24 protein-coding genes and 1 riboswitch are annotated in these 25,114 nt (G+C 49.4%); of the genes, 4 read left to right on the forward strand and 20 right to left on the reverse strand.

The window, feature by feature from the left end; genetic code table 11:
- Nucleotides 1-30 precede the first annotated feature (30 nt).
- The 11 genes from upp to ychF form a co-directional block, all read right to left on the reverse strand.
- Nucleotides 31-660 (reverse strand): uracil phosphoribosyltransferase, encoded by a 630-nt coding sequence (gene upp, locus ACXX53_RS17475; protein ID WP_458569958.1) that lies wholly within the window; start codon nt 658-660, stop codon nt 31-33.
- Nucleotides 661-1,126: 466 nt separating this feature from the next.
- The gene (locus tag ACXX53_RS17480; RefSeq protein ID WP_458569959.1) at nt 1,127-2,377 is read right to left on the reverse strand and encodes a serine hydroxymethyltransferase; all 1,251 of its coding nucleotides are present in this window, start codon (nt 2,375-2,377) and stop codon (nt 1,127-1,129) included.
- A gap of 82 nt (nt 2,378-2,459) precedes the next feature.
- Nucleotides 2,460-3,044: a TIGR01440 family protein gene (locus tag ACXX53_RS17485; protein WP_458569960.1), complete on the reverse strand. Its 585-nt coding sequence runs from the start codon at nt 3,042-3,044 to the stop codon at nt 2,460-2,462.
- A gap of 20 nt (nt 3,045-3,064) precedes the next feature.
- Nucleotides 3,065-3,523 (reverse strand): ribose 5-phosphate isomerase B, encoded by a 459-nt coding sequence (gene rpiB, locus ACXX53_RS17490; RefSeq protein ID WP_458569961.1) that lies wholly within the window; start codon nt 3,521-3,523, stop codon nt 3,065-3,067.
- Nucleotides 3,524-3,680: 157 nt separating this feature from the next.
- Nucleotides 3,681-3,763: riboswitch (ZMP/ZTP riboswitch) on the reverse strand.
- 61 nt (nt 3,764-3,824) lie between these two features.
- On the reverse strand, nt 3,825-4,397 hold the full coding sequence (locus ACXX53_RS17495) for a low molecular weight protein arginine phosphatase (protein WP_458569962.1): 573 nt from the start codon (nt 4,395-4,397) through the stop codon (nt 3,825-3,827).
- A gap of 106 nt (nt 4,398-4,503) precedes the next feature.
- Nucleotides 4,504-5,067 carry a manganese efflux pump MntP gene (locus ACXX53_RS17500; protein WP_458569963.1) on the reverse strand — a complete coding sequence of 188 codons (564 nt, stop codon included), beginning with the start codon at nt 5,065-5,067 and terminating at the stop codon, nt 4,504-4,506.
- 83 nt (nt 5,068-5,150) lie between these two features.
- Nucleotides 5,151-6,335 (reverse strand): L-threonylcarbamoyladenylate synthase, encoded by a 1,185-nt coding sequence (locus ACXX53_RS17505; RefSeq protein ID WP_458569964.1) that lies wholly within the window; start codon nt 6,333-6,335, stop codon nt 5,151-5,153.
- Nucleotides 6,336-6,459: 124 nt separating this feature from the next.
- Nucleotides 6,460-7,266 (reverse strand): stage II sporulation protein R, encoded by an 807-nt coding sequence (gene spoIIR, locus ACXX53_RS17510; RefSeq protein ID WP_458569965.1) that lies wholly within the window; start codon nt 7,264-7,266, stop codon nt 6,460-6,462.
- Nucleotides 7,267-8,980: 1,714 nt separating this feature from the next.
- Nucleotides 8,981-9,904, reverse strand: a complete 924-nt coding sequence (gene prmC, locus ACXX53_RS17515) for a peptide chain release factor N(5)-glutamine methyltransferase (RefSeq protein ID WP_458569966.1) — start codon at nt 9,902-9,904, stop codon at nt 8,981-8,983.
- On the reverse strand, nt 9,901-10,974 hold the full coding sequence (prfA, locus tag ACXX53_RS17520; protein ID WP_458570029.1) for a peptide chain release factor 1: 1,074 nt from the start codon (nt 10,972-10,974) through the stop codon (nt 9,901-9,903). The genes prmC and prfA overlap by 4 nt, the downstream gene beginning before the upstream one ends.
- Before the next feature lie 77 nt (nt 10,975-11,051).
- The gene (ychF, locus tag ACXX53_RS17525; protein WP_458569967.1) at nt 11,052-12,152 is read right to left on the reverse strand and encodes a redox-regulated ATPase YchF; all 1,101 of its coding nucleotides are present in this window, start codon (nt 12,150-12,152) and stop codon (nt 11,052-11,054) included.
- A 376-nt stretch (nt 12,153-12,528) separates the two neighbouring features.
- Here ychF and ACXX53_RS17530 point away from each other — a divergent pair, with 376 nt between their 5' ends.
- Complete coding sequence (locus ACXX53_RS17530) at nt 12,529-12,675, forward strand: hypothetical protein (protein ID WP_458569968.1); 147 nt, start codon at nt 12,529-12,531, stop codon at nt 12,673-12,675.
- A 48-nt stretch (nt 12,676-12,723) separates the two neighbouring features.
- Here ACXX53_RS17530 and ACXX53_RS17535 read toward each other — a convergent pair whose 3' ends face one another.
- From ACXX53_RS17535 to cls, 9 genes are all read right to left on the reverse strand, one after another.
- Nucleotides 12,724-13,863, reverse strand: coding sequence for a hypothetical protein (locus tag ACXX53_RS17535; RefSeq protein WP_458569969.1), 1,140 nt, complete (start codon nt 13,861-13,863; stop codon nt 12,724-12,726).
- 196 nt (nt 13,864-14,059) lie between these two features.
- Nucleotides 14,060-15,016 carry a hypothetical protein gene (locus ACXX53_RS17540; RefSeq protein WP_458569970.1) on the reverse strand — a complete coding sequence of 319 codons (957 nt, stop codon included), beginning with the start codon at nt 15,014-15,016 and terminating at the stop codon, nt 14,060-14,062.
- A 42-nt stretch (nt 15,017-15,058) separates the two neighbouring features.
- Nucleotides 15,059-15,190, reverse strand: a complete 132-nt coding sequence (locus ACXX53_RS17545) for a hypothetical protein (protein WP_458569971.1) — start codon at nt 15,188-15,190, stop codon at nt 15,059-15,061.
- Nucleotides 15,191-15,230: 40 nt separating this feature from the next.
- Nucleotides 15,231-16,592, reverse strand: a complete 1,362-nt coding sequence (locus ACXX53_RS17550) for a sodium-dependent transporter (protein ID WP_458569972.1) — start codon at nt 16,590-16,592, stop codon at nt 15,231-15,233.
- A gap of 175 nt (nt 16,593-16,767) precedes the next feature.
- Nucleotides 16,768-18,498 (reverse strand): methyl-accepting chemotaxis protein, encoded by a 1,731-nt coding sequence (locus tag ACXX53_RS17555; RefSeq protein ID WP_458569973.1) that lies wholly within the window; start codon nt 18,496-18,498, stop codon nt 16,768-16,770.
- A gap of 220 nt (nt 18,499-18,718) precedes the next feature.
- Nucleotides 18,719-19,786 carry a type 2 isopentenyl-diphosphate Delta-isomerase gene (fni, locus tag ACXX53_RS17560; protein ID WP_458569974.1) on the reverse strand — a complete coding sequence of 356 codons (1,068 nt, stop codon included), beginning with the start codon at nt 19,784-19,786 and terminating at the stop codon, nt 18,719-18,721.
- A gap of 313 nt (nt 19,787-20,099) precedes the next feature.
- A complete protein-coding gene (gene sdaAA / locus ACXX53_RS17565; protein WP_458569975.1) occupies nt 20,100-20,990 on the reverse strand; it encodes an L-serine ammonia-lyase, iron-sulfur-dependent, subunit alpha in 891 nt (296 codons plus the stop codon).
- A 72-nt stretch (nt 20,991-21,062) separates the two neighbouring features.
- Nucleotides 21,063-21,725 (reverse strand): L-serine ammonia-lyase, iron-sulfur-dependent subunit beta, encoded by a 663-nt coding sequence (gene sdaAB, locus ACXX53_RS17570; RefSeq protein WP_458569976.1) that lies wholly within the window; start codon nt 21,723-21,725, stop codon nt 21,063-21,065.
- A 372-nt stretch (nt 21,726-22,097) separates the two neighbouring features.
- On the reverse strand, nt 22,098-23,609 hold the full coding sequence (gene cls, locus ACXX53_RS17575) for a cardiolipin synthase (protein WP_458569977.1): 1,512 nt from the start codon (nt 23,607-23,609) through the stop codon (nt 22,098-22,100).
- 233 nt (nt 23,610-23,842) lie between these two features.
- Between cls and ACXX53_RS17580 the strand changes: the two genes are divergently transcribed.
- From ACXX53_RS17580 to ACXX53_RS17590, 3 genes are read left to right on the forward strand one after another with little or no spacing between them, the layout of a single operon-like run.
- Nucleotides 23,843-24,424 (forward strand): TetR/AcrR family transcriptional regulator, encoded by a 582-nt coding sequence (locus tag ACXX53_RS17580; RefSeq protein ID WP_458569978.1) that lies wholly within the window; start codon nt 23,843-23,845, stop codon nt 24,422-24,424.
- 29 nt (nt 24,425-24,453) lie between these two features.
- Nucleotides 24,454-24,789, forward strand: a complete 336-nt coding sequence (locus tag ACXX53_RS17585; RefSeq protein ID WP_458569979.1) for a DMT family transporter — start codon at nt 24,454-24,456, stop codon at nt 24,787-24,789.
- Complete coding sequence (locus ACXX53_RS17590) at nt 24,789-25,103, forward strand: DMT family transporter (protein WP_458569980.1); 315 nt, start codon at nt 24,789-24,791, stop codon at nt 25,101-25,103. Before ACXX53_RS17585 ends, ACXX53_RS17590 begins: the two co-directional genes overlap by 1 nt.
- Nucleotides 25,104-25,114 lie beyond the last annotated feature (11 nt).

Consider the following 25,114-nt stretch of genomic DNA (forward strand, 5'->3'; position numbering starts at 1 on the left):
AGACTCACATCTAATTATTTACTTATTATACTATTTCGTTCCAAACAGGCGGTCTCCAGCATCTCCAAGTCCTGGTACGATATAGCCATGATCGTTCAGCTTCTCATCCAGCGCTGCCACATAGATGTCTACATCTGGATGCGCTTCTTGCATTGCCTTAACACCTTCTGGTGCAGCTACTAGACACATCAATTTAATTTGCGAGCAGTTGCGCTTCTTCAATACATCGATTGCCGCAATTGCAGATCCGCCTGTCGCCAGCATCGGATCGATAACGATCAATTGACGCTCTTGTACGTCTGTTGGAAGCTTCGTATAGTACTCGACTGGTTTCAGTGTTTCTGGGTCGCGGAACAGACCAACATGACCAATCTTAGCGCCTGGCACGAGCTTAACAACACCGTCCACCATGCCAAGACCTGCGCGAAGAATTGGAATAAGACCGAGCATACGACCGGAAATGACCTTGCACTCTGTCGCAGCAACCGGCGTTTCAACTTGAATCGTATCGAGCTTCAATTCACGTGTAATCTCGTAAGCCATCAACGTGGCTACTTCGTCCACCAGCTCACGAAAATCCTTCGTGTTCGTGTGCTTGTCTCGAATGAACGTTAATTTGTGTTGAATCAATGGATGATCGCAAATGACCAATTTACCCATAACAATAGTTACCTCCGCTATTTACTTATCCGTGATGATTCTTGGTGCATGAATATAAACAGGCTCTATTATAACATCCTTGTGATAGAACTGCACATGTGTTACATCTCTTACACTTGGAATACGAATCAGAGCGTACAAAGTATGCAAGCTTCTGCACATGCTTTATTAGTGGTCATTTTGAAAACGAGTTATACTCACACCAACCAATTTACGCTTCCACAATCCAGCTATATCAACTGTTCCCAACAGTATTCTCTATATAGCTTTAACATCTCGCACGAACGATATGCCCTTTCCTTTATAGAGTTAGCTCTGACATAAAACAATTCGGCTGCTACTTATTGGATAGCGGTGTTATATGAAGGAACCCATAAAAATTATAAATTCACATAAAAAAAGAACCTCCGCAGCACACATTCAATGTGGAATTGGAGGTTCCTTACGCAAAATAATTCGTTATCGATTAATATTTCAGATCAGAGTAAAGAGGGAATTGATCCGTCAATTCGCGAACCATACCTTTTGCCTTCTCAAGCACAGCCGCATCGTGCGGATTCTTGAGCGTGATCGCGATGATTTCTGCAATCTTGACCATTGCCGCTTCATCCATACCGCGGGATGTAGCTGCCGGCGTACCGATACGAATACCGCTCGTTACGAATGGGCTTGTTGGGTCAAATGGAATTGCATTCTTGTTCACGGTAATGCCTACGGAATCAAGCACCTTCTCGGCATCTTTACCTGTGATGTTAATGTTTCGTGTGTCGATTAGCATCAAGTGGTTATCTGTGCCGCCGGATACGAGGTTCAGGCCTTGCGCGATTAATGATTCGGCCAGAACGCTGGCATTCTTCACAACCTGCTTCGCGTATTGCTTGAAGGAAGGCTGCAGTGCTTCGCCGAGTGCGACAGCCTTCGAGGCGATCACATGCATGAGCGGGCCGCCTTGGATGCCCGGGAATACGGCTTTGTCGATGGCCTGTGCCCAAGCCTTGCGGCACAGGATCATTCCGCCGCGCGGTCCACGAAGCGTCTTATGCGTCGTCGTGGTCACGAAGTGCGCGTGCGGCACTGGGCTCGGATGCTCGCCTGCAGCGACGAGGCCAGCGATATGCGCCATATCGACCATGAACAGCGCGCCGACATCGTTTGCGATGGAAGCGAGCGCTTCAAAGTCGATCACGCGAGGGTATGCACTTGCACCGGCTACGATCATCTTTGGACGGTGCTTGAAAGCGGCTTTGCGAACGTCGTCATAGTCAATGCGGAACGTTTCTTCATTGACGCCGTAATCGACGAAGTTGTACAGCAAGCCAGAAGCGTTAACCGGGCTGCCGTGCGTCAAGTGTCCACCATGTGCAAGGTTCATCCCCAGCACAGTGTCGCCAGGCTTCAAAGCTGCCAGATATACAGCAAGGTTTGCCTGCGCACCAGAGTGCGGCTGCACATTAGCGTGCTCAGCGCCGAACAATTCCTTCGCGCGATCGCGTGCGATGTCTTCTACGATGTCAACATGCTCACAGCCGCCATAGTAACGGCGTCCTGGGTAGCCTTCCGCGTATTTGTTCGTCAGAACCGTTCCCATCGCTTCCATAACTGCTTCACTGACAATATTTTCAGAAGCAATCAGTTCGATGTTGTGACGTTGACGGTGAAGCTCCAGATCCATCGCTTTCAATACTTCAGGATCTTGCTGTCTCAGATGATCCACCATAATTACAACCCCTCCCAATAGTTAACTCATATCATATAGTACCTTCTTATTAGATCGCCCCACGATGTGGCAGGCGCAAAGGTCAATCGCACTTCGTCGACGAAGTATTCTCCAATTGATACACAGCCCGTTCCCCGCCAATAAGCTTAGGCCGTGTTCTAGCCATAGTGACACGAGCTGAGCCTATTGATTTGACCGCTGTGCGCAGCGGTACAGCTACATGCCGAAGATGCATGCCAATCAATGTCTCGCCGATGTCGATGCCAGCGTGAGCTTGAATATGCTCTACCAAGCACGGCTCTGCCAATCGGCGATATGCCGCAGCGGCCATGGAGCCTCCAGCCTTGGGCACAGGTACAGCACTTACTTCTACGAGCCGCTCTGCATCGCATGTATCCCGTTCTACGACAAGCGCCCGATTCAGATGCTCGCAGCATTGATAAGCTAGCTTGGCACCGTACTGATGCTTCAATATATCCAAGCCGTCCAATAAGGCATTGGCCACTTCTAACGTGCCGGAGGTGCCGATACGCTCGCCGATGACTTCGCTGGTGCTGCAGCCAATAACGACCAGCTGTCCTGGGCGGAGCCCTGCTTCTGCCGCAAGTGCATGTGCTGCTGCTTCTGCTTCCTGCCTGATGTTATTCAACAATTGCGGTTCATGCACAGTCTCAGTTCCCCTTTCCGTTAGGCCTCGGAATGATATTGATCTTCGATCTGCTTAATCTTACCCAAACGATTGACGTGACGCTCGCCATTACTGAATTCAGTGGACAGCCAAGTCCGAACGATGTCCTGCGCAAGTCCAGGACCCGTCACACGCTCGCCTAATGCAAGCACATTCGTATCATTATGTTCACGTGTCGCCTTAGCTGAGAACAGATCATGTACAAGCGCGCAGCGTACACCGCGTACCTTGTTTGCAGCGATCGACATGCCTATTCCTGTGCCGCAGATCAGAATGCCGCGATCCGCCTCTCCCTTGGCAACCATTTCTGCAACTGGCAGCGCATAGTCCGGATAATCGACAGATGTGGAGCAGTCACAGCCCTTATCGATTACGTCATGACCTAGTTCCTTAACTACGTCAATGATATCCTGCTTCAAATTAACTCCTGCATGGTCTGCGCCGATTGCTATTAGCATGATAGTATCCTCCTTGAATGAAACGGTTAGCCGCAAAGTGCAGCTTAATCTAGTCTGGTTTATAACCCTTTCTCTTATTATAGCTGATTTCATACGGAAAGACAGACAACCAAATAAACAAGGAGAGCCAAGCATGCGTTTCTACACGCATACCCTGCTCTCCTGCCCAGGCGACCGGCCGTATAGTTCGATGCTCCACTGTGGTTTCATCCACGTTCGTCGCCAGTTACATCGAACACTGCTCATTAGCTGTATCATATCCTATTCGGTAAAGAAACTCAATTGCTACTAATTAAAATTTTTATGAAAATCTTTCAACGATCTTAACAATCGCGGCATGAATCTCTTCCGCTGTGAGCTTGTAATCTACTACTGAGCCCCCAAATGGATCCTGAATATCCAGGCTTGGAGCTTGTTGATGCAATTCCCGAAGTCGTGCCATTTCTGCTGGCGTAGGCTGTTCACCCTTTGACAATTTGATCTGCAGTTCAGCAGCCAACGCCGTCATTTCATCCAACGCTAACTCGTCTGACGGCACATCGGCATACTCTTTTAAAGTATACGTCTTATCTGCCGCTTCCGGATACAGGTGCAGTAAATGGCGTTTATGGCTGGTGGTCAACGTTAATATTAGATCCGCCCAAGTCACTATAGGCTCTGATAGCATCTGTGAAGAAAACGATGCATTCTCCATCTGCATATCCCGCAGCACCTTCTGTGCATGATTGGACATCGGTGTGCCGTCCCATGCTGACACTCCAGCGGAGCGCACTTCCATTTCTACGCCCTGCTCCTTAGCAAGATGTCTGAGAATCGATTCTGCCATCGGACTGCGGCAGGTATTCCCCGTACACACAAATAATACGCGTCTCATGCTGTCCCCCCGCTCCAAGTCATTGAATCATGCGAAGGACATTCGTTCACCTGCCCTGCGCATTCTCCTGCTGTTTATTATAACCTAATATTTAGGTGTAATTGTCCTATCCGATCAAGAACAATATCCCGAATGTAAGTAAGATCGCACCGCCTGCCGCTTCGCCGTACTCTCCAATCCGCTGTCCAATGTGGTTGCCTAGTATAAGCCCCACTACCGACATTAGCCCTCCGAACAATCCAAATGCCACGATCGTAGTCCACAAGTCGGACTGAAACATACCGAGCGATACTCCTACTGAAAATGAATCCACACTCACACTTAATGCGAAAAATATCGTTCCTACCCAAGTGGCTGTGCTCATGAAGCCCGACGACTCGCCTTTCAGCGAGTTATAAATCATATGAGCTCCGAGCAGCGCCAGCAATGCACCAGCAACGAAGCCCGTTATTTGCCCTAACATTGCGCTCATCCACTTGCCAGTTAATACACCTACCAGCGGCATGATCAAGTGAAAGAGCGCGATCATAAAGCTGATGCGCAGCATATGAAGCCGCCGCACCCCTCTAAACCCGATCCCTAAGCATAAAGAAAAGGCATCAAATCCAAGCGCGACGGCCATGACGATAATCGTTAACCATTGTCCAATCGGAAATGTAGTCTCCAGCATGGCCCGTTCTCCCCTTGTCCCAGCATCTATACACCTTATGCGGACAAGGGGAGAAACATGACGGCACCGATAATATGGTGCCGTTAGATACGGACGAGACGGTGGCCGGCGGCTTTCACGAGGCGGTTCATCACCGCCAAGCCCATCCCTTCGGCCGGACATGTCTCGGCCAAAATGTATGTGGCGCCTGCGTCGTCACATTGACGCAGGGCGTCATAGAGCAGCTGGGCGGCTTGGCTCAGGTCAGCCAAGCTGCCCAGCTCGACGACGACGTCGGCGCGGTAGCGACTGGCGTGCTCGCTGAAGGCGAGTACGCCAGTCCGTTCTCCGCGGCGCTTAGCGTCGTCGAGGTCGGTCTGAATATAGGCCGACACCGCATCCGCGGAATCGCCCTGCACGAGTGACATTACGCCCTTTGGAGCGTAATGAGTATACTTCATGCCGGGCGACCGCGGCGCTTGCGCGGACATCCGCTTATCGGTTGCCAGCGTCGGAGACGCCGCCTTAGGCAACTCGCGCAGCATGCCGCGCTCCGGATCAACCGCGGGATCTATCGTTACCCGCGGGCACACCTCTTTCAGCATCGCCGGCGTGATGCCGCCTGGGCGAAGCACATGAATCGAGCCGTCGTTCACGTTCACTTCCACGACGGTCGATTCCACACCAACGCCGGTCGCGCCGCCGTCTACGATACCGGCGATGCGACCGGCCAGATCCGCGCGCACATGCTCCGCGCGCGTCGGACTTGGGCGCCCCGAGCGATTCGCACTCGGCGCCGCAATCGGACACCCGGAGGCGCGGATTAACTCCAGCGCCACCGGGTGGTCCGGCATCCGTACCGCCACCGTATCAAGTCCTGCCGTAACGCGAGGCGATACCGCACCCTCACGTACCGGCAGCACAATCGTCAGCGGTCCCGGCCAGAAACGTTCCATCAGACGTGCCGCTATCTCCCCATACGGTTTAACCAATGCATCCACCTGCGCACGGTCTGCCACATGGACAATAAGCGGATTGTCCGAAGGACGCCCCTTAGCTGCAAATATAGCCTCAACAGCCTCCGTCGAGCCGGCATCGCCGCCCAATCCATATACCGTTTCTGTCGGGAACGCAACGGTCTGCCCCGCAGCCAACAAATGAGCCGCCTCGCGAATGGCTTCCTCTCGCTTTAGCCCTTGCAGCCCATTCAGCGACCACCACCGTGTATCTATATCGTTATCGTTCTTACACGCCTGATTCAGCGCAGCATCTTGATTAACTAGTTCCATGTTGATCCGTCCTTCTATCGCTAACTATCGTGCAATGCAAGAAAGATGTCGACACATGCGTCCGACATCCTCCTTATTCTTCTACTCATTATACAGGATCGTGTCAATCCATATATGATATAAACTAACCAAAAATGGCAGTAAACATAGCCTGAAACCATTCTCCAATTGCTACAAGCATATCCCACAGAAAAAATCTCACTTCACGCTCTGTCTGATCTGAATTATCCGCTGATGCGCTGTCCTCAGCATTGTTGGAAGCTGTACTTTCTTTGCTGGATCCATCCTGATCAGCTTTACCTGCCTTCTCTTTCTGCTCATCCCCATCAGCTCCAGTTTCTGCTTTAGCCGTCGCCGTACCCTGGGTTCCATCAACAAAGCATAACGGTGGGAACAGCACACACCACCAATTCTGACCTTCTCCCACACCTAGCGTAATCCGCAGAGCCTCATAATCGCCAGCAGGATAAACTCGTCCTCCATAGAGCTTAGCGGGAAACGGAACCACCTTCAGCTCTGCTACTGCCTTATAAGAGATGCCCGCTGACTCCAGTACATCATTTGCTACCCGCTGCAGTTGTTCTAGATTCGTTTCAATCAACACTCGAGCTTCATCTCTCGTACTTGGTACATTACCGTCTTCCAGCCAGCCATTCATCAGCTCAACCACACGGTCGCGCACTTCTCGTTTAACAGCCTGATCTTCATCACTGTCCGAATTTGCCAAGATACGCAAACGAATCGCATCTGTCGGAATAATATCAGCACCTGCTTGATTATTTTTAGAATCCTCCGCTGCATTCACATATACACGTGCGGATTCATTAATATTCCCATTCGAACCAGCCAATACTACAGTTCCCCAACTCATCACAGCGCCTGCTAAGATCGACCCTAGCATTACAGCTTTTATAACTTTTTTAATTTGCATGATGGTCATGCTCCTTGTGAGGTTGGGCGCGCCTCTTAGCCATCATTATGTCCCCAACCTTACCGAGCTAAACCTATCAATCTATTAAAATATACCCTCACTCTCAAACACCTAATATCTCCAATTGAGTCGAGCAACTAAACTCTCAGCCATAATTAATATATAACCCTCCCCAACCCTTTGGGCTATTCTCCCTTTGGCTCAGGTAACTGCCTTTCTGACGCACTCTCTCCATTCTCCAGTGCATTTAGGTTAACAGTCGAAGGGACTATGTACCCTTCACTTCCCTTTCACTATTCTCCCTTTGACTCAGGTAGCTGGCCTTCTGTCGTGCTATCTCCGTTCACCTGAGCATTGGGGATAACGGTCGAAGGGTTTGTGTACCCCTCACTTCCCTCTCACTTCCCTCTCACTACTCTCCCTTTGGCTCAGGTAATTGCCTTTCTGACGTGATCTCTCTATTCACCTGAGCATTGGAGATAATGGTCGAAGGGTTTGTGTTCCCACCACTTCCCTCTCACTATTCTCCCTTTTACTCAGGTAACTACCTTTCGACGCGATCTCTCCATTCACCTAAGCATTGGGGAGAATAGTCGAGGGGCTTGTGCACCATTCACTTCCCTTTCACTGCTCTCCCTTTGGCTCAGGTAATTGCCTTTCTGACGTGACCTCTCTATTCACCTGAGCATTGGGGATAACAGCCGAAGGACTTGTATACCCTCACTTCCCTCTCACTACTCTCCCTTTAGCTCAGGTAGCTGACCTCGTGACGTGTTCTCTACATTCACCTGAGCATTGGGGATAATAGTCGAAGGGCTTGTGTACCATTCACTTGCCTCTCACTATTCTCCCCTTGGCTCAGGCAACTGCCTTTCTACCGTGTTATCTTCATTCTCCTGAGCATTTAGGATAACAGTCGAAGGGACTATGCACACCCTTATCTTGCCTCTAACCACTCTCCCTTTAGCTCAGGTAGCTGGCTTTCTGTCGTGCTATCTTCATTCTCCTGAGCATTGGGGATAACGGTCGAAGGGGTTGTGTACCTGCCACTTCCCTCTCACTATTCTCCCTTTAGCTCAGGTAGTTGGCCCTCTGTCACGCTATCTCCGTTCACCTGACCATTGGGGATATTAGTCGAAGGGTTTGTGCAACCACCGCTTCCCTCTCACTACTCTCCCTTTGGCTCAGGTAGCTGGCCTTCTGTCGTGCTATCTCCGTTCACCTGAGTATTGGGGATAATGGTCGAAGAGCTTGTGCTCCATTCACTTCCCTCTCACTACTCTCCCTTTGTCTATGGTAGCTGGCCTTCTGTCGTGCTCTCTTCATTCTCCTGAGCATTGGGGATAATAGTCGGAGGACCTATGTACACCCTTCTCTTGCCTCTCACCACTCTCCCTTTGGATCAGGTTGTACAGGCTGTTCATTTATGCTTGTCCGATCTTTCTGAGTCAATGGGATAATGGTCAGATGTCGACGACAGAGGACTTTGTTACCTATTGTTGTTATTTTCACAAGGGCGAGGCGTGATTCACATTTACAGGTTCATCATTAATGCTGCTGTAGATATTCTTTTGTACATTATTCGATTGAGGATGTTCAGCTAAAATTAGTTAACCTCATCAAGCAACTTAGAAAAGCTGGATGTTTCCTCTTTAGAGCTATTGCATATTCAAAAAAAGGGAGCCTGCAAAGTGGCAGGCTCCCTGTAAAGCTGTTATGAACGAATACCTAGCACGTGGCGGTCGATGCCAGCTAGGTCTGTTATTATGCGTATCTCGCGGTATCCGGCGGCGCGGACGAGGTCGGCAACGACAGGGGCTTGGCCCATGCCAAGCTCGAACGCGACGAGGAGCGGTGGATTGTTCCAGCGCGCGATGGTATCCGCCATGCGGCGGTACGGGTCGAGCCCGTCAGCACCGCCGACGAGTGCGGTATGCGGCTCGAAGTCGCGCACCTCGCGCTGGAGATCAGGGATGTCAGACGCCGGTATATACGGCGGGTTAGACACCAAGATGTCCAGCGCGCGGCCGTCCAGCGGCGCGAGCAGGTCGCCTTCGAGCCACTCGAGCTGTGCGGCCACGCCAAGCAGCTCGGCGTTGCGCTGCGCCACGGCAAGCGCCGCTGGCGAGATGTCGACCGCGCTCACGCGCCACTGCGGACGCTCGTGCGCCAGCGTGCACGCGATCGCGCCGCTGCCCGTGCCGATGTCGGCAACGCGGAGCGCCGCAGCTGCCGCGTCTTGGCCCCAGAGGCGATCGGCCTCGGCCAGCACCGCCTCGACGAGCAGCTCCGTCTCTGGGCGCGGTATGAGCACGTCTGCGCTCACTTCGTAGCGCAGACCGTAAAACCATGCCTCACCCATAATATATTGGGTGGGCTCACCAGCCGCTCGCCGCATCATCATCGCGGCAAACGGCTCAGCGACTTCCGCCGCAAGCGGCTCAACGAGCCCCATCAGATAGCGAGTACGCTCCCACTGCAGCGCATGCCGCAGCAGCAGCTCCGCATGATGGGGCCCGTCCGCGACTCCATGGCCGGATAAATAAGAAGAAGCCTGAACCCAGGCTTCTCTTATTGTGCAGGGCCATTCGAGGCGGAAATTCGCTTCCGTTCCTTCCGCTTCGCGCCCCTGCATCATACTTGGTTCTCCCGCTCCATCAATTCCGCTTGCTCCGTCAACGTGAGCGCTTGAATGATATCTTCCATATCACCGCTCATCACTTGATCCAGCTTGTGCAGCGTCAAACCGATGCGATGGTCGGTTACACGGCTTTGCGGGAAGTTGTATGTGCGAATGCGCTCAGAACGGTCACCAGTACCGACCTTGCTCTTACGTTCGCCCGCATACTTCGCTTCTTCCTCTTGACGCTTAATATCGTAGATGCGCGCGCGCAATACTTGCAGCGCCTTCGCTTTATTGTCATTCTGCGACTTGCCGTCCTGACATGTCGCCATGATGCCCGTAGGAACATGCGTGACACGAACCGCAGATTTCGTCGTATTAACCGACTGACCGCCTGCGCCAGAGGAACAGAACGTGTCTACGCGAATATCCTTATCCAGGATCTCCACTTCGAAATCTTCAATCTCCGGCATTACCCCTACAGTAGATGTCGAAGTATGAATACGTCCGCCGGACTCTGTCACTGGGATACGCTGTACGCGATGAGCGCCGCTCTCATACTTCAGCTTGCTGTATGCGCCTTTGCCGTTAATGCTGAAGATAACCTCTTTAAAGCCGCCCAGGTCATTGATGTTTGCTTCCATGAGCTCTGTCTTCCAGCCTTGAGACTCTGCATAACGTGTATACATACGGTACAGGTCAGCTGCGAACAATGCTGCTTCGTCACCGCCGGCAGCGCCGCGAATCTCAACGATAACGTTCTTATCGTCGTTAGGGTCCTTAGGCAGAAGCAGGATACGAATCTTATCTTCTAGCTCTTTTTCGCGCTGAGAGAGCTCATCGATCTCCATCTTAACCATCTCACGCATTTCGTCGTCCAACTTCTCCTGCATCATTGCTTTAGCGCCGTCCAGCTCACTCACGACGGTCTTATACTCCATAAAAGCTTCATATGGCTCCTGAAGATCGGACTGTTCCTTCGACAAGTCACGCAGCTTCTTCGTATCGTTCGTCACATCCGGGTCACATAACAATTCACTCAGCTTCTCATAGCGATCAGCGAGCGATTGCAAACGATCTAGCATCATAATGGTTCACCTCTTATCTTATATTATTGCGGAGACTGCACTCGCGCTCTCCAGTTTTATATCAGAAGCCCCAACTATACGTTGAAGCGGAAATGCATAATGTCGCCATCCTTAACGACATAATCCTTGCCTTCTAGACGAAGCTTGCCCTGCTCCTTCACAGCATTCATCGATCCACCGGCTACCAGGTCATCATAAGATACAACTTCTGCACGGATAAAGCCGCGCTCAAAGTCACTATGAATAACACCTGCTGCTTGCGGAGCTTTCATGCCTTTGCGAATCGTCCAAGCACGCACCTCTTGTACACCCGCTGTAAAATAAGTATACAGTCCAAGCAAACGATAAGCCGCTTGAATTAAGCGATCCAGACCGGAGAATTCAAGTCCAAGCTCTTCAAGGAACATCGCACGATCTTCTCCTTCAAGCTCAGCAATCTCGGATTCCACCTTTGCGCTAATCGGCACTACTTCTGCACCTTCCTGCGATGCAAACTCACGGACTTTCGCTACAAACGGATTATCTTCTGAGTTAGCAACTTCGTCTTCGCTAACGTTAGCTGCATAAAGAACCGGCTTCATCGTCAACAAATGAAGGTCACGAACAACCAGCTTCTCTTCGTCGCTCAGCTCCACGCTGCGAGCCGGCATATCGTTATATAGGGACTCTTTCAGCTTCTCCAGCACTTCTAATTCAGCCGCATACTGCTTGTTGCCGCCCTTCATGTTCTTCTTCGTACGATCCAGGCGCTTCTCAACCGAATCCAAGTCTGCGAGTATCAGCTCAAGGTTGATTGTCTGAATATCGCTGATCGGGTCGATCTTACCATCAACATGCGTAATGTTCTCATCCTCGAAGCAGCGTACAACGTGAACAATCGCGTCTACCTCGCGAATATGAGCAAGGAACTTGTTGCCGAGACCTTCGCCTTTGCTTGCGCCGCGAACAAGACCTGCAATATCAACAAATTCAAACGCTGTAGGAACTGTGCGATTAGGCACGACCAACTGAGTCAATTTAATAAGACGCTCATCCGGTACCTCAACGACACCTACGTTCGGATCAATCGTACAGAACGGATAGTTAGCTGATTCAGCACCTGCTTGTGTAATTGCGTTGAACAACGTCGACTTTCCTACGTTAGGTAGTCCTACGATCCCTGCTTTCAATGCCATATTTATTCCACTCCTTAGTTGTTGTCATGTATAATCAACGTTCATTGGTCCGCCGTTTAATAATCGCCTCTCGTAAAAAGCAGCTTCTAAATCTGTATGTTAAACAACGTTTCCAGACGTCTCCTTCTATTCTCAAAAAAAATACCCTACCCATTATAACCAACAACATCAAAAAAACCTAGTCATAGACTAGATTTTTTGTTGCCATTTGAAACAAGTGAACCACTTACATATATTATAACACAGAATTGCCCGCCAACACTTTAGCCATCTAACCCCATTTCGTAAAATGAATAGGACGCCGAGCTTGATTCCACACTATAGACGATCACATCATACCGAGAGCTGCCTAACGGCAGTGAAGGAGGCTTGAACGATGGAAAATAAGACTCATCGCGGCAACTATGTCGGCACTACAAACATGCAAGCCAAAAATCAAGATATGGCGTTCGTCAACGATACGATCGAGCAGGCGAAAACCGCAGTTCCCTTCCGCCAAAAACCAAAAAAGACGGATAAATGATCCGCCTTGCCTATTTTAAACCAATACGGGGGTATCAGAGGATACCCTCTACTTCTTTCTATGTTGATAATGTGCAGGATACAGCAAATGCTTGATACCATATGCGGATGCAAATGGAACATCTACCGAGTGCTCCACAATGAGCCGCAAGGCTTCGCGCAGCATCTTCGGCTGCTCCTCAAACGGACCTGCCGTCTCGAGGCTGCTGAACCGCCATCGCAGCATATTATCTGCCACCAGCATAGGCGCGTTCCAATGCCATTGTAGGAATTCCTCATCCCACTGTACTTTCGAATATCCAACTTCCCATGTAACCAGCTTGCTCATGTGTTGATGACCTGTAATTGCGCTTTGGAGCGCATCGCGCCACCACTTTAGCATCTGGCTGTCGCTCCATCCGAGCTGATGAATAGCAAGGCGTGCCGCTTGCGCACAGCAAGCAGTCGGCGAACCATCCGCCCATGGAAATAAAGAGCGCTCAGAACGAGGCATAGCCATTCCGCTTAGCAGCATATCCATATCCATTTCACGCATCCCGCCGCCATTCGACATGATCCCCATACTGACAGCGCGCATCGCTTCATATAATGGTTGTTGGCTCATCTGACCGAACGCAATAGACGGATTAAACGATGTCCCCGCGCGTCGTCGCATATCAGCCAAAGCTATTAATCCATTAAGTCGTACATAAGGAGATGACGTATGCAGTGTGACCTCAAGAAGCGCTGTCTCAATCCGTTCATCGTCACTCTGCAATAAATGGATCGCATAGATAGCTTGAATAGCTGTTGCTTCCTCTTCATGCAGCAAGTCGATTAATTGCGGTAATCTATTCGTCATCATTTGACGCCAAATGGCGTTTCCCGCTGATGAGTCAGCTCGAGTTGGTCCATATGATGTTGTAACTCCAAATACATCATGCCCGTCCCATTCCTGAATCAGAAACTCTGATATTCGATTCAAGATTACAGACTTAGCTACTGACTTGTCTCGAATATGAAGCAGGTCGATTAGTAACGGAATAAATATTTGCGCGTAATCATTCGACAGCGGTTCAAGCATCAGCTGGTCGAAGCATTCATGGGCCGCTTCTGCAGATTGTCGCTGCGAACCGTTCTCCATCACAGCTAACAGCTCTGGCAGACCATTATAAGAATCACCTGAGAAATAGATGTGGTGTTGATTCATCAAGATGCCCATTCGAGCCTTACGCCTCCATACTATGCGCATATAGTGCGCTTGATATTGCTATCCATTATAGCATTTATCGCATTTTTGAAAAGTGTCTGTTTCAAGGCGGACTCGTCCGGATCATGATGAGTAGTTGGGTCTGTTGTATGTTCTGGAATATGAAAAAGGACGCCATCTCTGGCGCCCTTCCTCATTATTTCACTTCATTTTGAACAATGATCATATCAGCATGTGATTGAGCTGGAATAGAACCTGTTACGATTTGGGAGTGGTATCCAACTACTTTCGTGCCTTTTTTCAGATCAGAAACCGCTACCTTTTTACCATTAACATCGACAATTGGTGTGTCTTTCTTGATCTTCAAGATCATATCGTTCTCGATCTTGCCGTCAGCTTTCACATCAACGTGAATTTTGTTGTGATCCGCACTAGCTACTGTTCCTTCAACTTTAGAAGTCGCGTTGTGAACAACAATCTTTTCTGCTGTCGCGATTGGAGGAAGGCTTCTTGTCATTGCTGGACCGTATGTTGCTGTAATGTTGACGTTTTTGTCCAGTGCATCTACATTCAATTTCTTGCCCTTCTCATCTACGATCTTCGTATCTTTGTTTACATTCAGGATAACAGGGTTAGCGCCTGCTACTGTAACGCGGTAGTAATCGTCACCTTTGTTCTTGCCATCCATCTCTTGTACATCTGTAATGACGCCTGTCGATACGATCGCTTCTTGCTCCTGCTTCGCTGGAACTTCAACAGTGATCGATACTGCAGCGGACTGCGGAGGAATGCTCATCGTCATTGCCGGACCATAAGTCGCCGTTACTGTCCATTCGTTCTTAACCGCTTCATACAGGTCTGCCTTCTTACCGTATTGATCTTTCACTACAACATCATCGCCCAAATTGAGACGAATCACTTCTTGATTACCTGATTTAACGCCTTTTCCTTCGAGCATTGCATAAGTACCGTACTTGTTATGAACAATTTCAGTGATGATTCCTTTAGTAGCAACTGCTTCTGGTTTCTTCACATCGTTTACTGGCATCACCACATGTCCTGGAACTTCTGTTGGTGCTGCTGCTGCTGTCAGCGGAATTGCCATCATTGCTACGACTGTTGTTGTAACGAGTAGTTTAGACCATGATTTCATAATGATTACCTCCTGTGTTATGTAAGTTATGGGAGTTCCCCTTCATGATTCTTCCGAATCGAGGAACAAGTTTGCTGCTTGTTCAGCTACACCCCCTAGACGTGCCTGCTCGAGAAAGGTTGCATCAAAATACACAAAATTATTTAAACAACTCCAAAATTTTTGATTTTTCATCAAAAAAAGAATCCTGCCGCAAGAGACAGGATCCCATCTATTAAATAATTCCGATGGATGACAGCAAGATCAACACGATCAGAATCGGTATAATGTAGCGCATGGAGACATACCAAACTTTCATCCAGCCATTGGACAAGCCGGTCTCTGCTCTGGACTCTTTCCATACATAGCCTACAAGCAAAGTTACGAACAATCCGCCGAGCGGAAGCATCACGTTGGATGTAATAAAATCAACCCAGTCGTACAGGTTCTTGCCGCCAACGACGTAATCGGTCAGCACGCCGCCTGATGAGAGCGTAACAGGCAATGCCAGCACATATAGCGCAATCATGAACACGGTCGCCGCCTTCACTCGACTCATAGAGAACTTGCGCATCAATAAGGCTACCGGCACTTCGATCAAAGCCAGACATGAAGTGATCGCCGCAATAGCTAGCAGGACAAAGAATATGCCGCCAAACAGGCTGCCATACGGCATCGACGCAAACGCTGCGGGCAGTGCCACAAAGATAAGCCCGGGGCCTTGGTCAGGCGCGATTCCAAATGTAAATGTAATCGGAAATATGATCAAGCCAGACATCAATGCATACGCCAGATTACCAGCTCCAACCGCGATGGTCGCATTCGGAAGCGACTGACGCTTGTCTACATAGGCTCCATACGTAAGCATAGCCCCCATACCTAGTGATAACGAGAAGAAGGCTAGACCCAGCGCCATAAGTACGGACTGGAATGTCAATTGTGAGAAATCCGGATACAAGAAATAGCGAATTCCTTCAGCTGCGCCATCAAGCGTCAAGCTGCGAAACAACATGATAACGAGAAAAACGAGCAAGCTTGGAATAACGATCTTATTGAACTTTTCGATACCGCTGGAGATACCGCGCGCGATAACGATAAAGCAGAGTGCCAGTACAACAATTTGCCATATGATTGGCCAATAGCTGCCAGTGAATTCATCGAAGAACTGAGCGAAGTCCGTATGGGTAAACAGCTCGCCGTTAAGCGATTGCACCGCATAGTGCAGCGTCCAACCAGCGATCGTACTGTAGTAAGTCAAAATGAGGAATGCCGCCAGTACTGCGATAAAGCCCAAGATACCCCACCATTTCTTGCCTGAAAGCTTCGTGAATGCATGTACGGCGTCACCGCGACCAGCGCGGCCAATCGCCATCTCGCCAAGCAATACCGGGAGGCCGACAATGAATAAGAAAAATATAAATAGCAGGACGAAGGCTCCACCGCCATTCTCTCCTGTTACATATGTGAATTTCCACATATTACCTAGTCCAACAGCGCTGCCGATAGCCGCCAATATGAACCCTGTCGAGCTAAATTGATCAGTTGTGCCTAGATTTGTCCCTTGCGTCTGACTTGAAGTAGATTGCTTCTTGGACATGCTGCAAACGTTCACTCCTTCATACTCTGTAAGATATCATGTAGCTTTTGCATAATTATTAAACCCATTGTATATTGGTATTTCCCTAAAATCCAAAGGTAATAATTTCTCTACGCAGCGCAGATAAAAAGACCCCTACGCCGACGGCATAAGAGTCTTCCGCATCAAGGTTCATTTATTCCAATTCAAATTGATTAACACGCGATTCCAAGCCATCCGACAGCTTATGCAGCTCTTCCACCGTGCTTGATATTTGACTCATCGATTCCAGTTGGTCTTTCGTCATATTCATCACATGCTGAGTGTCCTGCATCGATTGATCTGCAAGCTTCGAAACTTCGATTGTAGAGGCGGCAATTTCTTCAGAGCTCGCGCTCATTTCTTCGGTAGCTGCGGACACCGCCTGCATCTGGGCTGAAACCTGCTGCACTTGAAGGTCAATCTCCATAAAGCATTGCCCCGCAAGCTCTATCGTCTGCTCACCGCTGTTCACATGCTCCTGCACATCCTCCATTGCCTCATTAACATGACTAGTGCCCAGGCTCAAGTTAGCAATAACTTGTTCTATATCCTTCAGCGAGTCGCTGGTTTGGGCCGCAAGCTTGTGCACTTCTTCCGCTACGACGCTGAAGCCCCGACCGTGCTCACCTGCACGCGCGGCTTCAATAGAGGCATTCAAGGCCAGCAAGCTGGTCATCTTGCTTATACCTTGAACGGTGGCAACTACCTTATGTATTGAAGCAGAATACTCATTCATCTCTTGTACAACAGCTGCAGCACTTTCAACCGCGCTGCGAATCAGCTTCATCTTATCGATAGCCTGCTGCATCTGTACGGTTCCAGCTTGAGAATGAACTCCAGCATCGATTGCCAGCTCCATAGCTTCTCCAGCTGCATTGACGATGTCTTCAATCCCTCTCGACATCTCTTCCATAGCAGTAGACGTTTCGGATGTCGAGAGCTGCTGCTGGTTCACCCGCTCAGCTGCCAATCCCATCGTACTTACCGTCTGCTTCGCATTCTCGTGCGACCGCTCGGTATAATCCGCAACATGGGAGGCACTGTCGGCCAGCTGATGGCTGCTGGACTTAATATGGAATACCAAATCACGCAAGCTATGGATCATATGATTAAAGCTTTGTGATAGCTTGCCCATCTCATTGTTGCTTAACTCATCACATTCCACGCGCAGATCTCCGCTCGCAGCCTTCGCCATTAAAGCTTGAAGCTTCATGACAGGTCGATTAACCGAGCGCATAATCAAGATGCATATCCCTGCCACGAAAGCGCAAATCACGATAACGATGATCATGCTCTTCCACATTTCGGACTTCGCACTTGCCTGATTACTGTTATAGATATCCTCTGATGCCTTTAAACTGGCGCCTTCCAGACTCTTCATCTGATCGAACATTAATTTGTTCAGCGGAGCCCCCTGGTCCTCATATAGCTCTTGGGCAGCAGTAAAATTTTTATGTTCAGCCAATCTATGTATTTCATTCGCCATCTGTTCCATCTTCAAAAGGTTACTGCTCAGTTGATTCAGCGTTTCATTTATGCCTAAATTCGTCTGCAGCGACATAAAGTCGGAGTGGGCGTCTTTCACTTGCTTCATATAACGCTCATAATCTTCCCAGTGCCATACGGCTACGTTCAAATCTTCACTTTCTGCCATTCGTTCTAAGTAAGCAGTAGCCTGTTTGAAGGAAATCATCATGCCTTCCGACCGGATTACCGACTTCATATGCGTATTGTACATTTCATCTAAGCTGTTCATCAGCTTATTGGCTTGGCTTAATGAGACAATTCCTGTCGTCATGAATCCGATCAATATAACTATAAACAAGAAAAAAAACTTTTGCTTCAAGGAACGTTTATCCGCTACTCTAATAAACCATTGTCTCATATCGTACACCTCTTCACAGTCTGTCTAAACATTGTTGACATTCACAATATTACTATCTAATAGATAAATGTCTAATAGATTAATGCCTAACAATAGATATTTGAGCATTTTTTCACATTTCGTTCACCACTAATCCTCTGAGTTAACTTTTCGTTCACAACATATAGATCTAGATTGCATAAAAAGAGCCCTACAGGGCTCCTCGCTATTGCAAACATAATTATATCAACATTAGTCGATCTGTATGACGCAAATCTTCAATCGTCCGGGTGCCGATGCCGAACATCGCGATCGACAGCTCCAATTCGACCTGTGCCAATGTATCATGCACCGCTTCGTCTGACAATACCGCTGACTGCAGCAGCGATCGGCCGTAACCAGCGGCATTAGCACCCAAAGCTAAAGCTTTGGCGGCATCGACGCCATTGCGCAGACCCCCGCTTGCGACCACCGTCACGTCGGGCAGGGCGCTGCGCACATCCCGTACGCAATCGGCTGTAGGAATCCCCCAGCCGACAAACGCTTCCGCTGCCTTGCGGCGAATGCTGTCCTTCGAGCGCAGCTTCTCCACCTGGCTCCAGGATGTGCCTCCCGCGCCGGCCACATCGATGAAGGCGACGCCGACATCCGTCAACTTGCGCGCTGTATCCGCAGCGATGCCCCAGCCGACCTCCTTCACGCCGACAGGAACTTCAAGCTCACGGCATACTTTCTCGATCTGCCGCAGCAGGTTCGCGAAGTTCAAATCGCCTTCCGGCTGAAATACCTCCTGCAGCGCATTCAGGTGCAGAATTAAACCGTCAGCTTGCACGATATCTACTGCGCGGCGGCATTCCTCTACCCCCATCCCCATATTGAGCTGCACCGCTCCAATGTTCGTAAACATCGGGATCGTTGGCGCCACATCTCGCAATTGGAACGTATCCGCAACTTCAGGATTCTCAACTGCCGCGCGCACAGAGCCGACTCCCATAGCCCACCCTCGCACTTCTGCCATTGCGGCTAAGCGGCGGTTAATCTGTCCCGTTCCATGGCTTCCGCCTGTCATGGAGCTAATGAGAAACGGCGTCTTGGCTTGCTTGCCGAACCAAGTCACCGAGAGATCTATGTCGTGGAAATCGATCTCCGGCAGTGCTTGATGCATAAATCGATATCGCTCAAGTCCTGTCGAGATGCCGATCCCGTTCACTTCTTCTTCTAAGCAGATTCGCACATGCTCCGCCTTGCGTCTTTCTGTTGCATGAGAAACAGGAGACTCTGATGCTGACTCATTAAATTGTATTGTCACTACTAGTAACTCTCCTTTCCCCATCGTCGCTGACGAGATATTGGCAGATCGGCTGCACAGTGTACGCAGTCGCAGCTTCGTGCCAGCTTATGCGAACCAGTATGGCGTCTTATATATACATGATATTCCATCATTTTCTTATAATATGACTAAGCATAACAAAAACTGACGGCAACGTATACGACGATTATCCACAAAGTCGTGGTAAATATATGATGCTGCGAATTGTCCCGTTTCACATCACTAAGTAGAGATACAGCCTTCAAGAAAAGGAGCCCTTCTCAGGACTCCCGTCTGCATCATATAAAATTGACTATTGGGAATCTGCTGCCGCTGATTGCCCGAATATCTCTTGCTTCAGCCGCTTCCCGGTCGGCGTGGCGGCCAATCCGCCCAGCGCCGTCTCACGCAGCGCAGTCGGCATCGTCTGTCCAATGCGGAACATCGCCTCGATCACTTCATCGCATGGGATCGTGCTCGTTATGCCGGCTAGCGACATGTCCGCCGCTACCATGGCTATCGCCGCGCCCATGGCATTGCGCTTCACGCAGGGCACCTCTACCAGCCCTGCTACTGGGTCGCATACCAGACCCAGCAGATTCTTCAACGCGATAGCCATCGCCGTTGCCGATTGCTGCGGCGTTCCGCCGGCTAACGCGACGATGGATGCCGCTGCCATGCCCGAAGCCGATCCGACTTCGGCTTGGCAGCCACCCGCTGCGCCGCTGATCGATGCATTGTTCGCTACCACCATGCCGAAGGCACCGGATACGAACAAGAAATCGATCATCTGCTCGCGCGTCGGGTTCAGCTTGTCGCGCAGCGCGAACAGCGTGCCCGGCACGACACCTGCCGAGCCGGCAGTCGGCGTCGCGCAGATCATGCCCATAGCGGCATTGACCTCGTTCGTGGCGACCGCCTTGCAGACGGCGTCCAGAATCGTGTTGCCGCTCAGGCCGAGCCCGCTGTCGATATAAGCGCGCATCTTCACGGCATCGCCGCCTGTTAGGCCTGAGTGCGACTTCACTCCGGCCATCCCGCGCTCCACCGCCTGCTCCATCACCGTGAGATTGCGGCTCATCTGCTCCCGCACCGCTTCACGGCTGCGGCCCGTCACCTGCATCTCCTGTTCAATCATAATGTCAGCAATCGAGCATGACCGCTCTTCCGTCATCGCTATCAATTCCGCTACATTCCGAAACATGTAAGCGCTGCCTCCTCTAATCATATAGAATGCCCATACTGCAGCTAATTGTTCACACCGTGATACGTTCTGTTAGTCTTCCATCCGCAGCACGCGTACTACGCCCTGCAGACCCCGAATTTCCTGTAGGATCTCTTCATCCATCGTCTCATCGGTTTCGATGACCATCAGAGCTTGTTTCCCCTTTTCCTTCCTGGACACTTTCATATTGCCGATATTGACCTGCTCGCGGCTCAATATGTTCGTAACTCCCGCAATAACGCCATATCGATCTTGGTTCACGATGAGGATCGCCGGACTCTGACCGGACAAGCTAAGCTGGAAACCGTTCAATTCGCATATTTCTACCTTGCCGCCTCCGATCGATATCCCTGCTACTTCCATCTCATCCAACTCATCCTGCATATGAATACGAGCCGTATTCGGATGCACCGGAATGGCTTCTTCTGTAGTTATCACAATCTCTACGCCCGCTTCTTCTGCATACTTCGGCGCGTCCGGCAGTCGAGGATCGTCCGTATCGTAATCCAATAATCCAGCGATAAGCGCTACATCCGTCGCATGACCCTTATAGGTCTCAGCAAAAGAACCGTACAGCATAATATGCACTTTCTTCGGTTGCCTTCCGAAGATACTTCGAGCAAGCCTGCCGATCTTTGCCGCTCCGGCTGTGTGAGAACTGGATGGACCGACCATGATAGGTCCAATGATGTCAAACACACTACGATACTTCATGCTCCTTTTCCCCTCCGTTATTTAACGCTATTCGGCGTAATTTCCTTAATCACATGCAGTGTATATGCTTATGCTAACGGTTAACTGTTATCGGTTCCACCGCATTACTATTGTACGTTAGAAAGTGTCCACTTACCAAAGACATTTTCACTTTTAGACGCAATAAAGACATGGAAAATTGAGATATGTCTTTACTTAGATGACAAATGACCATAATGGCCACATCCTGTGGAAATCCTGTCCATCCTATCCTATGCAATCTGCTCTAAAATAGATCCTGCCCCTATATGTACAGCTTCATATTCAGTCTCTGTCGTCTAAAAAAAAGCTGTTGAGCTCGACTCAACAGCTAGATAAAGCAAATATGAAAGCTTATAGCAGCGGTGAAAACAATCGCGCAACCGACTCCAAGAACCTCATCACGATGCGGCGGTGCAGAAAATGCTCTTCTCGAATACGCTTCGTCGACTGCAGGTCGCGTTCAAAATCCCGTACCAGCTGGTCTACGCTCTTCGTTTGCACGAGCAGTGCGTTCACTTCAAAGTTCAGATAAAAGCTCCGCATATCCAAATTTGTCGTACCTATTGTAGCAATCTCACCATCGACGATGACGAGCTTGGAATGCAGGAAGCCCTTCTCATACTCATAGATCTTGACCCCCGCTTCAATCAACCCTTGAAAGTAGGAATGGGACGCCAAGAACGGAAGCCACTTGTCGGGCTTAGCGGGAAAGAGCAGCTTAACTTCAATACCGGACAAGGCCGCCACCTTCATCGCAGTCAATATATCTTCATCTGGGATAAAGTAAGGCGTCGCCATCCAGATCGAGCGTCTGGCTGAGGTCAGCATGGAGAAGAATACATTTTTCATCGTCTGGAATTGCTGATCCGGTCCGCTTGCAATGATCTGGACTGCGCCTGCTGATTCCTTAATAGGCGAGCTCACCACGAAATATCGTGAATCGTACAATTCCTCCTTCGTCATATGCCGCCAATCCTGCAGGAAGATCATCTGCAGCGTCTGAACCGCCTCACCGCGAACGATCATGTGAGTATCCCGCCAGAAGCCGTACGTCTTGCTGCGGCTCAAATATTCGTCGCCGACATTTAATCCGCCGATAAATCCAACGTCGCCATCGATGATGACAATCTTGCGATGATTCCGATAATTCATTCTATTCGTGAAGATACGGAACTTCATCGGCCCGAATGCAACGACCTGAATGCCCGCCTGCCGCATCTCATTAAGAAATGACTTTTTCAGATATATACTGCCCACCGCATCAAACATAAATCTGACCTGCACTCCAGCTCTGGCCTTCTCCATCAGGATAGACTTGATTTGACGTCCGATATCATCGTCGCGATAGATATAATACTCCATATGAATATGGTGCTTTGCACGCCTTAATTCTCGAATAAGTGCAGAAAACGTCTCCTCACCGTTCGTCAGTACTTCCGTATGTGTAGCGAAGGTTACAGGGCTCTTGCTCATGCGCTGTGTAAGTTTCAGCATCTGGCGCTGCTCCAGCGACAAGCCGGAGAGCATATGATGTTCATTCAGCACCCTGCTGTCGATGAAGCCGTAGCTATGCCTGTCTCGTTGAGCCTTCTGATGAAAATTGCGGCGCTTGCGATAATTTTGACCGAATAAGAGATAGAAGATAAAACCAACTACTGGTACAAGTGCTAACACCAGAATCCAAGCCGCTGTACTGGAAGGATGCCGATTCTCCATGAAAATAATTAAGATCAATGATATAACACCCAAAGTAGTCATCAAACTAACGACCCAGGTAATCGATTTGCCGAATGTCCCATTCAAGTAAACACCGAATGAAAACAACAGGATAATAAATAGAGCAACCTGTAAGGCTCTCCTCATGTGAATCCCCCAATGTATATATCTAATGTATGTATCTAATTTATTTCATGAATATTTAACTTCATTACTTTTATTTATATATGACCAGTAATGCTTATCATACCAGATAGAGGCAGATAGCGTCTCTCCATAATCGGCTAAAGCTTCATATTGACAACCCAGTTATCATGTGACATACTCTACCTAACGAACGGTAGGTAGGCAATAAGCAATGACGTCAGGAGGTAAAGCTAATGACAGCACATCATATTCGACAGGTTGCTCTTGCTCATTTTGCACAGTATGGCTATGACGGTACATCTCTTTCTAAGATCGCGGATGAAGTTGGCATCAAGAAGCCCTCTATATATGCTCATTATGCCAGCAAAGAGGATCTGTTCCTGCAGGTTGTGCAATTGGTATTCGATCAAGAACTGCTTACGGCCAGCCAATTCTTCAAGGAACATCGCGGACAACCATTAGAGTGGCAGATGAACACGTTCCTATACAGCTATTTGAAACGATATGAACAGCAGTCAGAGATCAAGTTCATGATCCGTATGTCCCTCTTCCCGCCTGCTGCTTTAGAGAAGCAGGTAATGAAGCGAGTCAATGCTTTCTTGGATCAACTCGAGCATGATCTTGTACCCATCATCATATTGGCACTGCAGAGCGGTGAGATTGCTGCTGTTCAGCCTGAACAAGCCGCCACTGCATTTATGTGCATGTTAGATGGCCTGTATGCTGAATTGTTATATGGCGACACAGAGCGATTCAAGCGCAAGCTGGACCGCTCATGGTATATCTACTGGAGAGGCCTGACACTCAAAGCTTAGACATCCAGATTAAGGGAGGATACTTCAAAATGAAAAAGGAATGGTGGCTCGTCGTTCTGGCCGGTGTTATTGAGGTCGTTTGGGTCAGCGGGCTTAAGTACTCCACTTCATGGTGGGGATGGCTAATTACGATAGCTTCTATCGTATTAAGCTTCAAACTGCTAATTGAAGCAGCATCGCGATTGCCGATTGGCACGGTGTATGCCGTCTTTACGGGACTTGGCACTGCTGGAACCGTAATAACCGAAATGGTGTTCTTCGGAGAGCCCGTTGATCCTATAAAGCTTATACTCATCGCAATGCTGACTGCAGGAGTAATTGGATTGAAGCTGGTAACGCCGGATACAAAGGAAGGTGAGGCGTAATGGCTTGGATCGCACTAATCATCGCCGGACTGTGCGAAGTGCTCGGCGTGCTCGCTATAAAACGTGTAACGCTATATCATAATTGGCAATCATATTTATTTTTGAGCGTTTCATTCCTCTCAAGCTTCTCCCTGTTGTCATATGCGATGGGGCAGATTCCGATGGGAACTGCATATGCGATCTGGACAGGCATTGGTACCATTGGAAGTACGCTTCTCGGAATGTTCGCCTTTGGTGAGCCAAAGGAAGGGAAACGCGTATTCTTCATTGCTCTCATTTTAGCTTCTGTTATCGGGCTGAAGGTTATCTCATAATAGACTGCATA

It is taken from the genome of Paenibacillus marinisediminis (assembly GCF_054343325.1).